Here is a 13,807-nt window from a genome sequence, read left to right on the forward strand (position 1 = left end):
TCCGAGTACAGCCTCTATAACACTCGTAACTAACCGCGCTGAAGGAGCCCCTATTCCATGACTTCTACGCACCGCACGCTATTTGTATTTGTTGTCTCCCTCCTGGTCGCATGGACAGGGTTGTTACCTGGGTTGTCGGCTCAAGAGACTCCGCCAGACCTTCGGCTGAGCGTCTACTTGACTACCGATTCCGTTCATAAGATGGCCTCCGACGCTGAGGCTCGGGCCAAGGCGCTTTCTGTGCTCCAGCCCCTGCACATTTCGCGAGTCTTTCTGGAAATCTACCGCGGCGGCGACGTGGTGGACCGGAAGACGCTGGAGTCTGCGCGCGATTTCTTTCGTGAGAACGGATTCCAGGTAACGGGAGGCATCGCGACCGTGCCGGGCGGAGAGATTGGCGTGCGGCAGGAGGGCCCGCTCGGTTGGTTCAATTGGCAGAATCCAAAGACTCAGGAAGACATCCGGCGCATCATTGCCGATGCTGCGCCGGTGTTCGACGAGCTGATCGTGGACGACTTCTTCTGTACCGGAGACGTGAGTGCCGAATCGCAAGCTGCGAAAGGTGATCGCTCCTGGTCCGACTACCGCCGGGACCTCATGGTTGGGTTGGCCAAGACCGTCATCATCGATCCGGCCAAACAAGCGAATCCGGGAATACGGGTCATCATCAAGTTCCCCCAGTGGTATGACCGGTTCCATGAGTTTGGATACGACGTTCCCCGCGAATCGGCCCTGTTTGACGGCGTCTGGGTCGGAACAGAGACCCGAGGTGCGACGACCCAACGGTTCGGCTTCGTGCAGCCCTATGAGGGATTCGTGAACTTCCGGTGGGTCGCCAGCATCGCAGGCGATAAGACTCTGGGTGCATGGTTCGATCACGGCGATTGCGATGCGGACGATTTCATCGAGCAGGCTTACCAATCTGTCCTGGCTGGAGCCCCAGAACTGACCCTGTTCAGCTATGGAGCGTTTGAGGAAGGACACCCCGGCCATGAGAAGCTTGCCAAGGAGTTCGACTCTCTGAATGCCCTCTCAAAGGCCGTGCGCACGAATCCGATTCAGGGACTCCCTGCCTACAAACCCGCCAACAGCGATTCGGGCAGCGACATGTACATCATGGATTACATTGGGATGCTCGGCATTCCTCTTGTTCCAGTTTCGACTTTTCCCGATGACGCTCCTTGCGTGTTCTTGCCGACTCAGGCAGCCTCTGACAGCACGATCAGCGCGAAGATCGCGGACTTTGTTGCGTCACGTAAAACAATCATTCTTACAACCGGCTTCATCGTTAAGGCACAGAGCTCCACCCTAAACAATCTAGCAGGATTGCGCGGTCCTGTTGTCTCAATGCCCCTTGAAGCGAATGCAGTTCTGGTTAATGGCCAGTCAGTCCGTTTGTCAAGTAAACTTAACATCGGTTGTTCATTTACGCTGGGAGATGCTGCAGTTCTCGTCTACGCAATGGCAGGCGAGAAGAAGGTACCGCTTCTGACGCTCAACAATCTTCAAGGCGCCACTGTCATCGTGGTGAATACGTGTACATTCACGCAGGCAGATTTCGACGCAGTCGGGGAAGTGCTACTTGCTCCAAAGTGGCTGGGGATTTTAGACTTACCCCAACCATCGGTTGAAGTGCTGCGGCGGGCTTTGTCTGGTTCACTAGGAGCGAACTTGCTGGCACCCGTGCGGACAAGCCTACAGACGTTGTCAAATAACAATTACATTATTCAGAACTACAACGGAGATTCGGCGACGGTTTCGTTGTTGCTCTCGGCGACGGCAACGCCCGCATTTTCGGAGGCTTGGTCTACTTCGAAAATCCCGTCTACGTCCACGAGACTCGATTTGACGATTCCAGCACGTTCCAGAGTGTGGGTTACCCCGGACAAGTAGTTCGATTTAAGCGCCTATCCGGGATTACTCACGACATATCCGCAACGTCTTTCACGTGAACAATTTGCGTCGACGCTCAAACGCGCTGATGCAAATTACGGACTATGGCCCGGCGTTCAAGTTGACCGTCTCACCGCGACGTATGATTCGCTCTACGTTCTGGGTCACGTTGATGAGGGTGACTGCGCTGGGAGCGCGGTCAATTTTCGCGACGGTCCAGTCCTTATCCAGCAGGTCTCCGACTGCGGCGGTAACACGCTCTTCTGCGGCTCCTCCCCGGACTAGCTTCAAGACGGCCTTCTCCCCCATTGTTCCAACAAACGAAACGAGGAGTTGAGCAACCGGTGCAGGCGCCTGCTTCTGCGGCTGGGGCGGGGCAGGCGCGGAAACTGAGGTCTTCTGTGGTTTTGCTGCGACAGCGGGTCCGGGGTCGGCGGCGCGTGGTTCAACTTTTGCAGGGGGGGAAAGGTATGCAGCGCCTAAGTTGGTCTCAAATGGCATCAATTCGCGGGAATCGGAGTAGAACGTGAGGCGGATAGACTCCGCATTGGCGCCCAGCGCCGTGAGGCGCCGTAGGTCCAAGGTCAATTCCAACGACGATGCGGGGCTCACTCGGAAGGACCCCTCCCCTTCACCGGGCAACCCGGCGGTTGACCAGGCCGCCTCCGTGTTTGGAAGCATACGGTACTCACTGGTGCCGCGCTCCTTAACATAGACATCCACCCCAGCCTCGTGCCCCCCTCCACGCGACGCGGGCCGTGCCGACCACGAGGTGTAGACGTCAACGGCTTCTCCACCCTCGGATCGGCAAACCACGCGAATTGCGTCTTGGGCAGGCAGCACCAATGAGGCATCGAATGTTACGCGAGCCCCGCCGCTTGAGGCATAAATCGCTGCCATAACCCCCAATACAGCCAACGTCATCACTGCGGCGAAGGCGGCAACGGCCGCAAGCCTTCGCTTAAGGGCGATGGAGACATCGCCAACGCGCAGGCCACCCATCACGATGAACGCTACACCCACTGCGCAATAGAGAATGCTCCCCGGCCGGAATAGCTGTAGTAATTCGCTTGGAGCGAGGCCGAACAGACTTCCGCGGTTTGCAAGCGGACTGGGCAACATACCGGCGGTAGTTACCAAGACACCTAGAAACAGGATTCCCCACCCCACAAGTCCCTTCTTGCGAATTGCCACTATGGGAATGGATACAAAAGGCAGCACGAAGAGGGGTAGCCACAGCAAATGCAGGGAAGTGGGCAGACTTCCGCCAGCGAGTCCAACCAGAGATCGGTCTATGTCTTCAACCCGAACCCAAGGCAGAAAGATGGAGGCTGCTGCCACGATGGAGAGTAGCAACGCCAAAACCCATTCCATGGTGCCAACCGGTTTGGGCGTATACGGGACTTCCCCCTGGTACTTTTCAAACGGCAAGTCGATTCTTCCGCCGAGTTCTTCGGGGTGCTCAGCCGAGAGGCGCGCTTTGACGGCTGTTACCCCTTCCTGAAGGGCAGTAATTCTTCTTCGCAGACTTCGATTGGCGTCATTCGCACCACTCGCACTGATCGTTCCTCGCTTTACCGCGTTTGGCAGGTCTTCCTGCTCTTCACGTAGGAGACGAAGGTTTGCCTCCAGGCGAACGATACTGGCGCGCTCGGCATCGCGGAGTTTTCGGACCGTTGCCTCCGCGCGGGCCAGTTCGTGCTCCAACTCCGCGACCTGGAGGTCGTGCGAATTCTTGTCGAGACGGCCCGCCGCCAAATCCCGCTTGCACTGCGCCAGTCCCTCGCGGGCCTTCGCCCGATGGGACAGGGCAAGACGCAGCGCCAGATTTGGATCAGCCTTTTGCACGGGCGTTTCGATACTCTAGGGCAGCCTTCACGAAGTCACGAAACAGCGGCTGCGGCTTCAACGGAGTCGACGTGAATTCGGGATGGAACTGCGACGCACAGAACCAGGGGTGATCCTTCAATTCGATAATCTCCACCAATTCGTGGTCGCTGCGGGTATGAAGGCCACTGACTACAAGTCCGGCTTCTTTCTCAAGGCGTTCGCGGTACGAATTGTTGAATTCATACCGATGCCGGTGGCGTTCCGACACTGAGTCAGCGCCATACGCTTTGCGCGCCTTGGTCTTTTCCACCAGTTCGCACCGGTATGCGCCCAAGCGCATTGTGCCACCCAGTTCGCGAATACCGCGCTGCTCCGATAGCAGCGATATCACCGGATTCGCAGTCTCTGTATTGAACTCGGTGGAATTTGCATCCTTGAGACCAAGGCAGTTTCGCGTCATTTCGATTACGGCGATCTGCATGCCTAAACAGATTCCGAAGAAAGGTTTCTTGGCCTTGCGAACGTACTCTACCGCCTTAATTTTACCTTCGATGCCACGCGAACCGAAACCGGGACCCACCAAAACGCCATCGAATTGTGCAAGGGCTTCTTCGGGTACCGTGCCGTTTTCGAAGGTTTCGGAATCGACCCACTCCAGTTTCACGCGGCAATCGTTGGCGACGCCTGCGTGCACAAACGCCTCATTGATGCTCTTGTACGCATCGCCGTGGTGCGTGTATTTGCCGACAGCGGCAATACGAACTTCATGCTTGGGCTTGACGATGCGCTCGATGACGCCTTCCCACGCTGACAAGTTGATCTCACGTGTTTCCAGTCCGAGGCATCGAAGCACGATTTCGTCCAAGCGCTGCCGATGGAAATTCATCGGAATCGCGTACACGGGCTTGACGTCGGGGGCTCCAATAATGCACTCCTCGGTCACATTGCAGAACATCGCGATCTTCCGGCGCTGGTCCGGCCCAAGGTCCTGCGTTCCCGTGCGGCACACGATGACGTTGGGTTGAATACCAATATCGCGCAATGCCCGCACGCTGTGCTGCGTCGGCTTCGTCTTCAATTCTTCCGCGGCTTCAATGTAGGGTACCAAGGTAACATGGATGTTGCAGCACGGAGTAGGAGCTACGTCGAGATTGAACTGACGGATTGCCTCCAGGAACGGAAGGCTTTCGATGTCGCCTACCGTGCCCCCGATTTCAATCAGCGCCACATCCGCGTCGTCTTCCGGCTCGGCTGTCAATTCGCGGATTCTACGCTTGATTTCGTCGGTGATGTGGGGAATCACCTGCACGGTTTTACCGAGGTACTCGCCGCGTCGCTCCTTCTCAATGACAGAATGGTAGACACTACCGGTAGTCATATTGCTTTTCTGTGAGATTTTGGCGTTGGTGAAACGCTGGTAGTGTCCGAGATCCAGATCCGTTTCCGCTCCATCGTCGGTCACGAAGACTTCTCCGTGCTCGAATGGATTCATGGTTCCTGGGTCCACATTGATGTACGGGTCAAGCTTCATCATGGCGACTTTGTAGCCGCGAGCTTCCAGCAACAGCCCCAGACTTGCCGCGGCGATACCTTTACCAACCGACGAGACCACACCACCTGTTACAAACACGTACCTCGGCATTACATCCTTCCTTCCAACGCGCCCTCAAGCATTGCGCGTACCTGCTCCAAGTCTTCCGGCGTATCCACTCCGATGCTCTGGTACTTCGTATCGACAACCGCGATGGGATAACCGCGCTCCAAGACCCTCAACTGTTCCAACTTCTCCAACTTTTCCAGCGACGACGGAGCCCATCGCGAATAATCAAGCAAAAACTCGCGCCGATAGACATAAAGTCCAATATGCTGCCAATGGCACTTGGGCGCGGAAGCGCGGTCGGCGGCATCGCGAACGTACGGTATCGGATACCGCGAGAAATACAAGGCGCGGCCCCGGCTGTCGCAGACGACCTTCACGACATTGGGATTTTCAATGTCGTCCGGATCCGTAATCAGGCGTCTGGCCGTCGCCATCGGTAAACTCGGGTCGATTAGCAAAGGCCGGATTGCCTCGTCGATGGTGTGGGGATCGATTAGCGGCTCATCGCCCTGCACATTCACGATTAGATCGGCTTCCACTCCTTGGGCAACCTCCGCAATGCGATCCGTTCCCGAGGGGTGTTCAGGACGCGTCATCACCACGGGAATGCCCAGAGGCTCCAAGGCGCTTCGGACACAATCGTCGTCGGTGGCGACCAGAACGCGAGAAACCAGCGCAGCTTCGCAGGTTCGATAGTAGGTGTGTGCCACAAGAGGCTTTCCAGCCAGCGGCGCAATGACCTTCCCCGGGAACCTGGTGGAGGCGAAACGAGCGGGAATTACCGCCACAACTCCCCGGCTTCCAATAACTTGCATCACCAAGCCCCTTGCCCTGGCGGGCGATTTCCCTGCGTCGGAAATTGGCCAACGCGATATTCCCCAAAACGCACCAAAATACCGCGAAGGTTAGGAGATGTGTGGCGGAAGGCCCCGTGTCCTAACGGGATTTTATGTTAGCACAGGTGTGCTTCGATTTCAACGCAGAAAATCGCCAGAAACACAAATGATTGCGGTGGTTGGCAGAAAAAGGCCCTACATCTGGGACGTCAGACGCTCGGCACTTTGACGAGACGGTGGCGTGGGGGTAACGGTGTCCACCAAGCTCTTGCGGACACGGAAGCTGCGCCCTTGATACTCAATGTAGTAGTAGTCGTCCTCTTCGACAACCTTTTCGGCCTGCTGTACAGCGCCGCGTTTGAATTTGACTTGGAATTTCTGTTTTGGCTCTTCCTTCCGCACTACCGCGACCTGCTTGATGTCTTTCTCCGCGGAGGGGAGTTTGGCCTTCAAAAACGACCGATTCAGGTAGCTCGCATCGACCCCGTTCTTGGAGTACTGTTTCGAGAACCCAAGAACCTTCTTGACGTAATTTTGCGTTTCTTCAAAGGGAGGAATCCCGCCCCACTTCTTAACGTTTTCAGGGCCGGCGTTATAGCCCGCCAAGGCGTTGACCGGGTCGTTGTCGAACAACTCAAGCAGTTTGGCGATGTATTGAGTGCCGCCGGCGATATTTTCGGCGGGGTCGTGGATGTTCTTAACGCCCATATCTTCCGCTGTGGAAGGCATGAGCTGCATCAGACCACGCGCCCCTTTTGGAGACACTGCGTTCGGATTGCCGTTACTCTCGACTTTGATGATGGCGTAGATGAGCGATTCGTCGACGTTGTACTGGCCGGCATAGCGCCGCACGAGTTCGCCGATATCAGAGGTAGAGTAAGACTCAGGGGTAGCGCGGTTCCGGAAGCGTTCAGGAATTACAACAGGATCGTATTCCAGGGTGATTTCATTGTATCCGGCCCGATTGCGGTATTTTTCGGGGCGGTTGGTGAGGATCGTAACGCCCTTCTTGCTTTGAAAAGCACCAAACCCCTGCTTTCGCACTGAGGCCTCGCGCCGCTCTCGAAGCAATCGTTGGCGCAACTCTGATTGACGCGAAGCGCGCCGCTCTTCGCTGGCAGTGATGGTTGAGGTACTGAACGCCTGGGTGCCGGCAAAGGGCACCATAATGATGACACAAAGCACCACGGCAAGAATCCGCGGCTCCAGGCACAGACGACCAAACCTACCCCATCCGTGCGAGTGAGATCGGGTTTTCATGTCAAGAGTATACCGAAATGCCCTGCCTCTTGCAAGAGGCTGTTTCTTCCCCAACGAACGTTCGTCAACATGGGACCGGACGTTTCCCCCGGTCGACCCGAGTGCAAAAACACTCCATCTGCCGAAAAACTTCCTAGAAGGATTGGGGCACGTTATTGATGCACGTATTGCTGCTGGTGAAGTCCTGAATTGCACGGCCGCGCGCGTCTCGGCGTAGAATATCCGGCCTTGTATTCCTAACTTGATGGGCACGCAGCAGAGAATTTGACTCTGTCGCCGACAATAATTAACCTCTTTGCGGAATGTGCAAGGGCTACTGGGGTTGTTAGTAGGTGAGGCGGGAGGCGATCCCTATCCGCTCACAGACGACACACGTGCTTTTTATGCTATTCACTTTTCGTTTTTGGGGACGATTTCAAATCCCGTGTCCCCCTGGCAGAGTAGGCAGAACGCCACGAGTTTATCGTGTGCTGACTATATTTGGGAGAACGTGCTCGTGGCAATTGAACGCGTTGTGCTCGCGAATCCGAGAGGATTCTGCGCGGGAGTTGTACGGGCTGTCGACATAGTTGAGCAAGTACTGGACCTCGTGGACTCGCCCATTTATGTCTTTCACGAGATTGTTCATAACGTGCATGTTGTCGATAGATTGCGCGCGCGCGGGGCGGTGTTTGTCGAAAGTATCGCTGATATTCCCGAGGGGGCTGTCTGCGTTTTCAGCGCTCACGGCATCTCCCCCGAGGTTCGCAATGAAGCGAATGAGAAGGGGCTACGCGTAATCGACGCGACCTGTCCGCTCGTAACGAAAGTGCATCTGGAAGTTATTCGTTACGCAAAGGCAGGCTATTCCATCGTTCTGATTGGGCATGCGGGGCACGAAGAAGTTGAAGGTACGATGGGCGAAGCGCCCATGCATCTAGTAAGTACCGTTTCAGATGTGGAATCACTCGCCGTGGAGAATGCGGAGAAGCTTATTTACCTTACGCAGACGACGCTGAGTCTGGATGACACAGCTCGAATTGTGGAGGCACTGAGAGCGAAGTTCCCCTCGATACAGTCTCCGCCGAAGGACGATATATGTTACGCCACGCAGAACCGCCAGAATTCCGTGAAGGAGCTGGCGGCCAAAGTGGATGTTGTATTGGTTACCGGTTCGCAGAACAGTTCGAATTCGCAGCGGCTTTGTGAAGTGGCCGCGAGCGTTGGCGTGTCGGCGTACCTTATTAACGATGAAACTGAAATCCGGAGCGAGTGGTTTGAAGGCAAGCGCGTCGTTGGCGTGACGGCAGGCGCGTCGGCCCCGGAAGACTGTGTGCGCCGGATACTTGACCATCTCAAGACTTTGGGAGCAGCGGTAGTTGAAGAGCTGCGAACGGCCACCGAGAAGGTTCATTTCTCGATGCCTCGCGAATTTTTTGCACTCGTGGAGTCGTTGCGACACACGGCTCCCGGTACAACGCAGCAGAGCATGGTGCCGAGTCCCAGCGCAATGAATCAGTAACAAGCTGCGCCGGCACCGTTACGGCGGAAGAGGTAACGGCGGCGCGATAATTGCCGGGTAGGAAAGGTAGGAGAAATTGGCCGTAACAGCAGCGAATCAAATGGGCTCCGCGTTGCTCCCATTGGGAGACACAATTAACGCGGGCGTGAAAACGGCTATTGAGGCTACGCAGGCTTTTCTGTTGAGCCAACAGCATGCCGACGGTCACTGGTGCGCCGAACTTGAAGGCGACACGATCCTCGAATCCGAGTACATCCTGACGATGCACTACATCGGGCGCACCCAAGAAGACCGGGTGCGCAAGGCTGCCAATTATCTACGCAGGCAGGCGCTGCGTGAGGGAGGCTGGAGCATCTATCCGGACGGGCCTGCTGATGTCAGCGCTTCGGCCAAGGCGTATTTCACGTTAAAACTCCTCGGGGACAGCGAGAACGCGCCTCACATGGTGAAGGCGCGGGAGGTCATTCGGAAGCTTGGCGGACTCGATGCCACGAATAGTTTCACGCGGCTCTATCTGGCCATCTTCGGTCAATATCCGTGGGAGAAGTGCCCCGCCGTGCCTCCCGAGATTCTGCTTCTTCCATCCGTTGCACCGATCAATCTCTACGAGATGTCGTCATGGAGCCGTGGAATAGTCGTACCGCTGTCGGTGATCTGGGCCTACAAACCGTACTGTCCAGTTCCCGAGCACGCCAACATTCCCGAACTCATGGTCGAGAACCCGAATGAGCCGACTCGGCAGACGGGCATGTGGCCCGCATTCTTCATGGCCATTGACTCAACGCTCAAGGCCGTGGAAAGCTCGCGGATAACGCCTATGCGCGCCAAGGCCTTGCGCGCCTGTGAAAAGTGGATGATAGAACACTTCGAGCAGAGCGACGGCATTGGGGCGATTTTCCCGCCCATAATCAACAGCATTATTGCGCTGCGCTGCCTGGGATATCCGAATGAGCATCCGCTGACGCAGTCGCAGATTCGCGAATTGGAGAAACTGGAAATCGAGGAAGGCGAAACCCTTCGCGTGCAACCTTGTTTTTCTCCGGTGTGGGACACGGCCTACGTGCTTCATGCGTTCGTGGAATCCGGAATGGATCGAAGCCACCCGGAGTTGTTGAAGGCCTCCGATTGGCTACTTGCAAAAGAGGTTCGGAAACCGGGGGACTGGAAACTTAAGAACCCCAATGCGAAACCGGGCGGCTGGTACTTCGAGTATGCCAACGAGTTCTATCCCGATTTGGACGACACTTTCGAAGTGCTTACGACGCTTCGCCAAATCCACTATCCCGATTCGGCAAATGAACAGCGGAAGCAAGCGGCACTGAAGCGTGGCCTGGACTGGGCGCTCTCGATGCAGAACGTGGACGGCGGCTGGGGCGCATTCGATCGGGGCTGCGACAAGGAATACCTGACGCAAATTCCGTTTGCGGATCACAATGCGATGATCGATCCCAGCACAAGCGATATCACAGCGCGCGGAATCGAGGCGTTGGTTACCATGGGGTACTCCAGAAATCACCCTGTGATGCAGCGGGCATTGGAGTTTGTCCGAAACCAGCAGGAAGCGGATGGCACATGGTTTGGACGCTGGGGCGTCAACTACATTTACGGTACGTGGCTCGCTTTGTGCGGCTTGCGCGCGGCTGGCGAAGACATGACGAGCGCGAACATTCAACGCGCCGCAAAGTGGCTTCGGACGGTTCAGAACAGCGATGGCGGTTGGGGCGAGTCGCCTCGAAGCTACGACGACCCCTCGCAAAAAGGCAAGGGCGTCAGCACCGCCTCACAGACAGCCTGGGCGCTCATGGGACTCATGGCGACGGGCGACTACACGTCGCCGAGCGTGCTGAAAGGAATTACGTATCTTCTGGAGACTCAGAATGCCGATGGAACATGGCACGAGGATCAGTGGACCGGGACTGGATTTCCGCGGGTGTTTTACCTGCACTACCACTATTATGCAATCTACTTCCCGTTGATTGCGCTAGGTAAGTTCCGAAAATTTCATTCCTAGTCAGCAATTTGCAGGACTTTAAGGTTATGCCATGAGGATTTCTCGCGAACACGCTCTGTCTTTGGAGAGCAGCTTTGCTTTTCGCCACAAGTCTCGTAAGCACACTGGTTACGAGATAGGCTCAAGTGTGTTCGTGAGAAATCCGGGCTAGAGCGAGCGTTGAGAATTGAACGAGTAGTACTTCAAAGAGAACGGACTTTAAGAGAATCATGCGATTTCCACTACATATCACGATGGACTCCATCAAGCACCAGGTTCGAAACGCGCTCAAAGGCAATAAGCGCTATCCCATGGTGATGATGCTGGAACCACTGTACACGTGCAATTTGGCGTGTATCGGTTGTTCGACCGAACGGCATACTGGCAAGCTCAAGGACCGCGTCGCACTCGACTCATGTTTTCAGGCGCTGGATGATTGCGGCGCGCCTATCGTGTCGATCTGCGGGGGTGAACCGACTCTCTATCCAGAGTTGAAAGAGCTGATTGAGGGTATCGTGGCGCGCAAACGCCACATCTACTTGTGCACAAACGCAATCTGCCTCGCCGATAAGGTCTACGGGAAGATTGCGCCCCACAAGCGCCTTACCGTGAATATTCATCTTGACGGCATGCGCGAAACCCACGACATGGTGTGTGCGCGGAAGGGCGTATTCGACAACGCGATCGAGATGCTGAAGGAAGGTAAACGCCTCGGCTATCACATGTACACCAACACGACCGTCTACCGCGAAACGGAGATGGCTGAGGTGGAAGAGTTATGCCGGGTATGTACCGAGGCGGGCGTGGACGGCATGTTGATAGCGCCGGGCTATCATTACGAGACAGTCGAGAAGGATATCTTCCTCACACGCCGCGAAATCAACGAGAAGTTCGCCAAAGTGATGGAGCTTTCCAAGCGGTACCGGCTAAGTTCCACGCCCATGTACCTGGAATTCGCGGCAGGCATGCGCAGCTACAACTGTTCGCCGTGGAGTACGGTTACGTTCACCCCGAAAGGCTGGAAAGGCCCCTGCTACCTCTTGGGCAAGCAGTTCTTCGAGACGTGGCAGGAATTCTGGACTACAATGGATTGGGCCTATTGGGAATCGCGAGAAGACCGCGCCTGTCAGAACTGCATGATGCACAGCGGGTTCGAGGCCTCGGCGGTCTTCGAACTCAAGAACAGCCCGAAGGACATGCTGAGGATGGCAGCCTGGAATCTCCTCGGCTAACCGAGAGTAGATTTAACGTTGAGCAGTAACAAGGCGACAAGCGCCAAGACTTGGTGCATCGCCGCGGCGATGCCGGGCGAGATCGCAGCAGTACAGCGCCTTGCATTGCCCAACATTTCGTACCTGATTACGGGTGTGGGCACACGCAATGCCGAGCGCGCAGCGTTGCAGGCCATTTCTCAATCGTCGTTCGACGCGCTTCTCCACATCGGTTTTGCAGGGGCGTTATCCCCCGCGCTAGCCGTAGGTGACATTCTGTTCGCGAATGCCGTCGCAGGCCCGCACGAGGTCCGCATCGACTTAGGGTCGCCTCGAGTCGCGGAGAAGACACATATTGGCGGTGTGAACGTGCGAGTGGGTACGTTTGTGACTCGTGATCGCGTCCTCACGACGAGTCAGGATAAGCGTGAAGTCGCCGCGACATTGCGACAAGGTTCCTTGGGGTGCGCCGACATGGAGTCTGCGCCCGTCGCGCGCATATGTGCGGAACACGGTATTTCCTACATGGGCCTTCGGTGTATCACCGATACGCTCGACGAGGACTTGCCGCTCGACCTCAATGCCTGCCGGGATCAAAGCGGCAATATCGCCACGGGGCGGGTGATTTGGGCGCTTGCGCGCAAACCGACTGCGTTACCGGGACTCATGGAACTCCGTCGGCGAGCGCACAGTTGCGCAGCCATCCTGGCGCGCGTCATCTCAGAGTTGCTTAAGCCATTGCCGAGCGGAGAAACAGACCTGGGCAATCGAGCATAATGCGGCGCGTTCGGTGGGGCCGGTATTACTTGACCCGAGACGAAAGGAACGGAGAATGAGACGCCTCGAATCGTGGCAAGGTAAGGTTACAGTCATCACCGGCGCGTCCAGCGGAATCGGTCGACTTCTCGCCATCCACGCCGCCAAAGCGGGGGCGCTTGTCGTATTGGTGGCGCGCAATGAGGAGCGGCTGACTGCGGTTTCCAGCGAAATCCAAGCGACCGGAGGAAAGGCCGACGTGGTCATTTGCGACGTATCCGATCGCGATGCGGTCTTTCGGGCAGCGCAAGCCATTCTCGAACGACACGGCCGCGTTGATGTGCTGCTTAATAACGCCGGATATGGCCGCCATCTACGCTTTGCCGAATGGGACCTTAACGACATAGAGCGCATGGTCCAAGTGAATCTTCTGGGCGCCATCTTCTGGACCAAAGCGTTGCTTCCTCACATGCTTGATCGCGGTTCTGGGTGGCTGGTGTTTGTTGCCTCGGTCGCAGGCAAGCTTGGCGTGCCCGACGAAAGTGTCTATTGCGCGACCAAATTCGCGATGATCGGGATGGCCGAGTCGATATCGATCGAGGTTGAGGATGCAGGAATACACGTGCTGACGGTGTGTCCCGGCGCAATCGATACCGAGTTCTTCTCTGAAGAAATGCTCCGCCGAATGCCTCCTGTCGCGAAGAAGAACATGATCAGACCTGAGAGGCTGGTCGCTGAAATCATGAATGCGCTCGCAAAAGGCAAACGCGAAATCACCGTGCCACGCTCTATCGCCGCGGGCTATATCGCGCGCACGCTCTTCCCTCGATTCACGCGAGCAATGGTTAAGCGGGTGGCTCTCCGGCCGGTTGAATAAGCAGAATTAGTTGGAAAACAGGGACAGAATCGTCTCCGCTTCGCTGCGCTTGT

General features: G+C 56.4%; 10 protein-coding genes. 6 read left to right on the plus strand and 4 right to left on the minus strand.

Translation table 11 applies throughout. The features are described from left to right. The first annotated feature begins 57 nt into the window (after positions 1-57). Complete coding sequence (locus K1Y02_03155) at positions 58-1,893, plus strand: hypothetical protein (protein ID MBX7255337.1); 1,836 nt, start codon at positions 58-60, stop codon at positions 1,891-1,893. A 102-nt stretch (positions 1,894-1,995) separates the two neighbouring features. Here the strand turns inward: K1Y02_03155 and K1Y02_03160 are convergent, their stop codons facing one another. The 4 genes from K1Y02_03160 to K1Y02_03175 form a co-directional block, all read right to left on the minus strand. Then, positions 1,996-3,741, minus strand: a complete 1,746-nt coding sequence (locus tag K1Y02_03160; protein ID MBX7255338.1) for a hypothetical protein — start codon at positions 3,739-3,741, stop codon at positions 1,996-1,998. Further along, positions 3,728-5,365: a CTP synthase gene (locus K1Y02_03165; GenBank protein ID MBX7255339.1), complete on the minus strand. Its 1,638-nt coding sequence runs from the start codon at positions 5,363-5,365 to the stop codon at positions 3,728-3,730. The genes K1Y02_03160 and K1Y02_03165 overlap by 14 nt, the downstream gene beginning before the upstream one ends. Beyond that, on the minus strand, positions 5,365-6,138 hold the full coding sequence (kdsB, locus tag K1Y02_03170) for a 3-deoxy-manno-octulosonate cytidylyltransferase (protein MBX7255340.1): 774 nt from the start codon (positions 6,136-6,138) through the stop codon (positions 5,365-5,367). The genes K1Y02_03165 and kdsB overlap by 1 nt, the downstream gene beginning before the upstream one ends. 216 nt (positions 6,139-6,354) lie before the next feature. Continuing rightward, the gene (locus tag K1Y02_03175) at positions 6,355-7,326 is read right to left on the minus strand and encodes a lytic transglycosylase domain-containing protein (GenBank protein ID MBX7255341.1); all 972 of its coding nucleotides are present in this window, start codon (positions 7,324-7,326) and stop codon (positions 6,355-6,357) included. A 589-nt stretch (positions 7,327-7,915) separates the two neighbouring features. On the opposite strand from K1Y02_03175, the gene ispH reads away from it, so the two are divergent. From ispH to K1Y02_03200, 5 genes are all read left to right on the plus strand, one after another. Continuing rightward, a complete protein-coding gene (gene ispH / locus K1Y02_03180) occupies positions 7,916-8,920 on the plus strand; it encodes a 4-hydroxy-3-methylbut-2-enyl diphosphate reductase (protein MBX7255342.1) in 1,005 nt (334 codons plus the stop codon). A 76-nt stretch (positions 8,921-8,996) separates the two neighbouring features. Then, complete coding sequence (shc, locus tag K1Y02_03185; protein MBX7255343.1) at positions 8,997-10,931, plus strand: squalene--hopene cyclase; 1,935 nt, start codon at positions 8,997-8,999, stop codon at positions 10,929-10,931. A 209-nt stretch (positions 10,932-11,140) separates the two neighbouring features. Continuing rightward, positions 11,141-12,142: an adenosyl-hopene transferase HpnH gene (gene hpnH / locus K1Y02_03190; GenBank protein MBX7255344.1), complete on the plus strand. Its 1,002-nt coding sequence runs from the start codon at positions 11,141-11,143 to the stop codon at positions 12,140-12,142. Between the two features lie 18 nt (positions 12,143-12,160). Continuing rightward, positions 12,161-12,898, plus strand: coding sequence for a hypothetical protein (locus K1Y02_03195; protein ID MBX7255345.1), 738 nt, complete (start codon positions 12,161-12,163; stop codon positions 12,896-12,898). A gap of 55 nt (positions 12,899-12,953) precedes the next feature. After that, complete coding sequence (locus K1Y02_03200; GenBank protein ID MBX7255346.1) at positions 12,954-13,754, plus strand: SDR family NAD(P)-dependent oxidoreductase; 801 nt, start codon at positions 12,954-12,956, stop codon at positions 13,752-13,754. Positions 13,755-13,807: the final 53 nt, after the last annotated feature.

This window comes from Candidatus Hydrogenedentota bacterium (genome assembly GCA_019695095.1).
Classification (GTDB): Bacteria; Hydrogenedentota; Hydrogenedentia; order Hydrogenedentales; family SLHB01; genus JAIBAQ01.

What these genes read in the sequence shown, in the direction of transcription:
- kdsB (MBX7255340.1), bottom strand. Translation starts at nt 6,138, where the DNA reads ATGCAAGTTATTGGAAGCCGGGGAGTTGTGGCGGTAATTCCCGCTCGT.
- hpnH (MBX7255344.1), top strand. Translation starts at nt 11,141, where the DNA reads ATGCGATTTCCACTACATATCACGATGGACTCCATCAAGCACCAGGTT.
- K1Y02_03200 (MBX7255346.1), top strand. Translation starts at nt 12,954, where the DNA reads ATGAGACGCCTCGAATCGTGGCAAGGTAAGGTTACAGTCATCACCGGC.
- K1Y02_03155 (MBX7255337.1), top strand. Translation starts at nt 58, where the DNA reads ATGACTTCTACGCACCGCACGCTATTTGTATTTGTTGTCTCCCTCCTG.
- K1Y02_03175 (MBX7255341.1), bottom strand. Translation starts at nt 7,326, where the DNA reads ATGGTGCCCTTTGCCGGCACCCAGGCGTTCAGTACCTCAACCATCACT.
- K1Y02_03165 (MBX7255339.1), bottom strand. Translation starts at nt 5,365, where the DNA reads ATGCCGAGGTACGTGTTTGTAACAGGTGGTGTGGTCTCGTCGGTTGGT.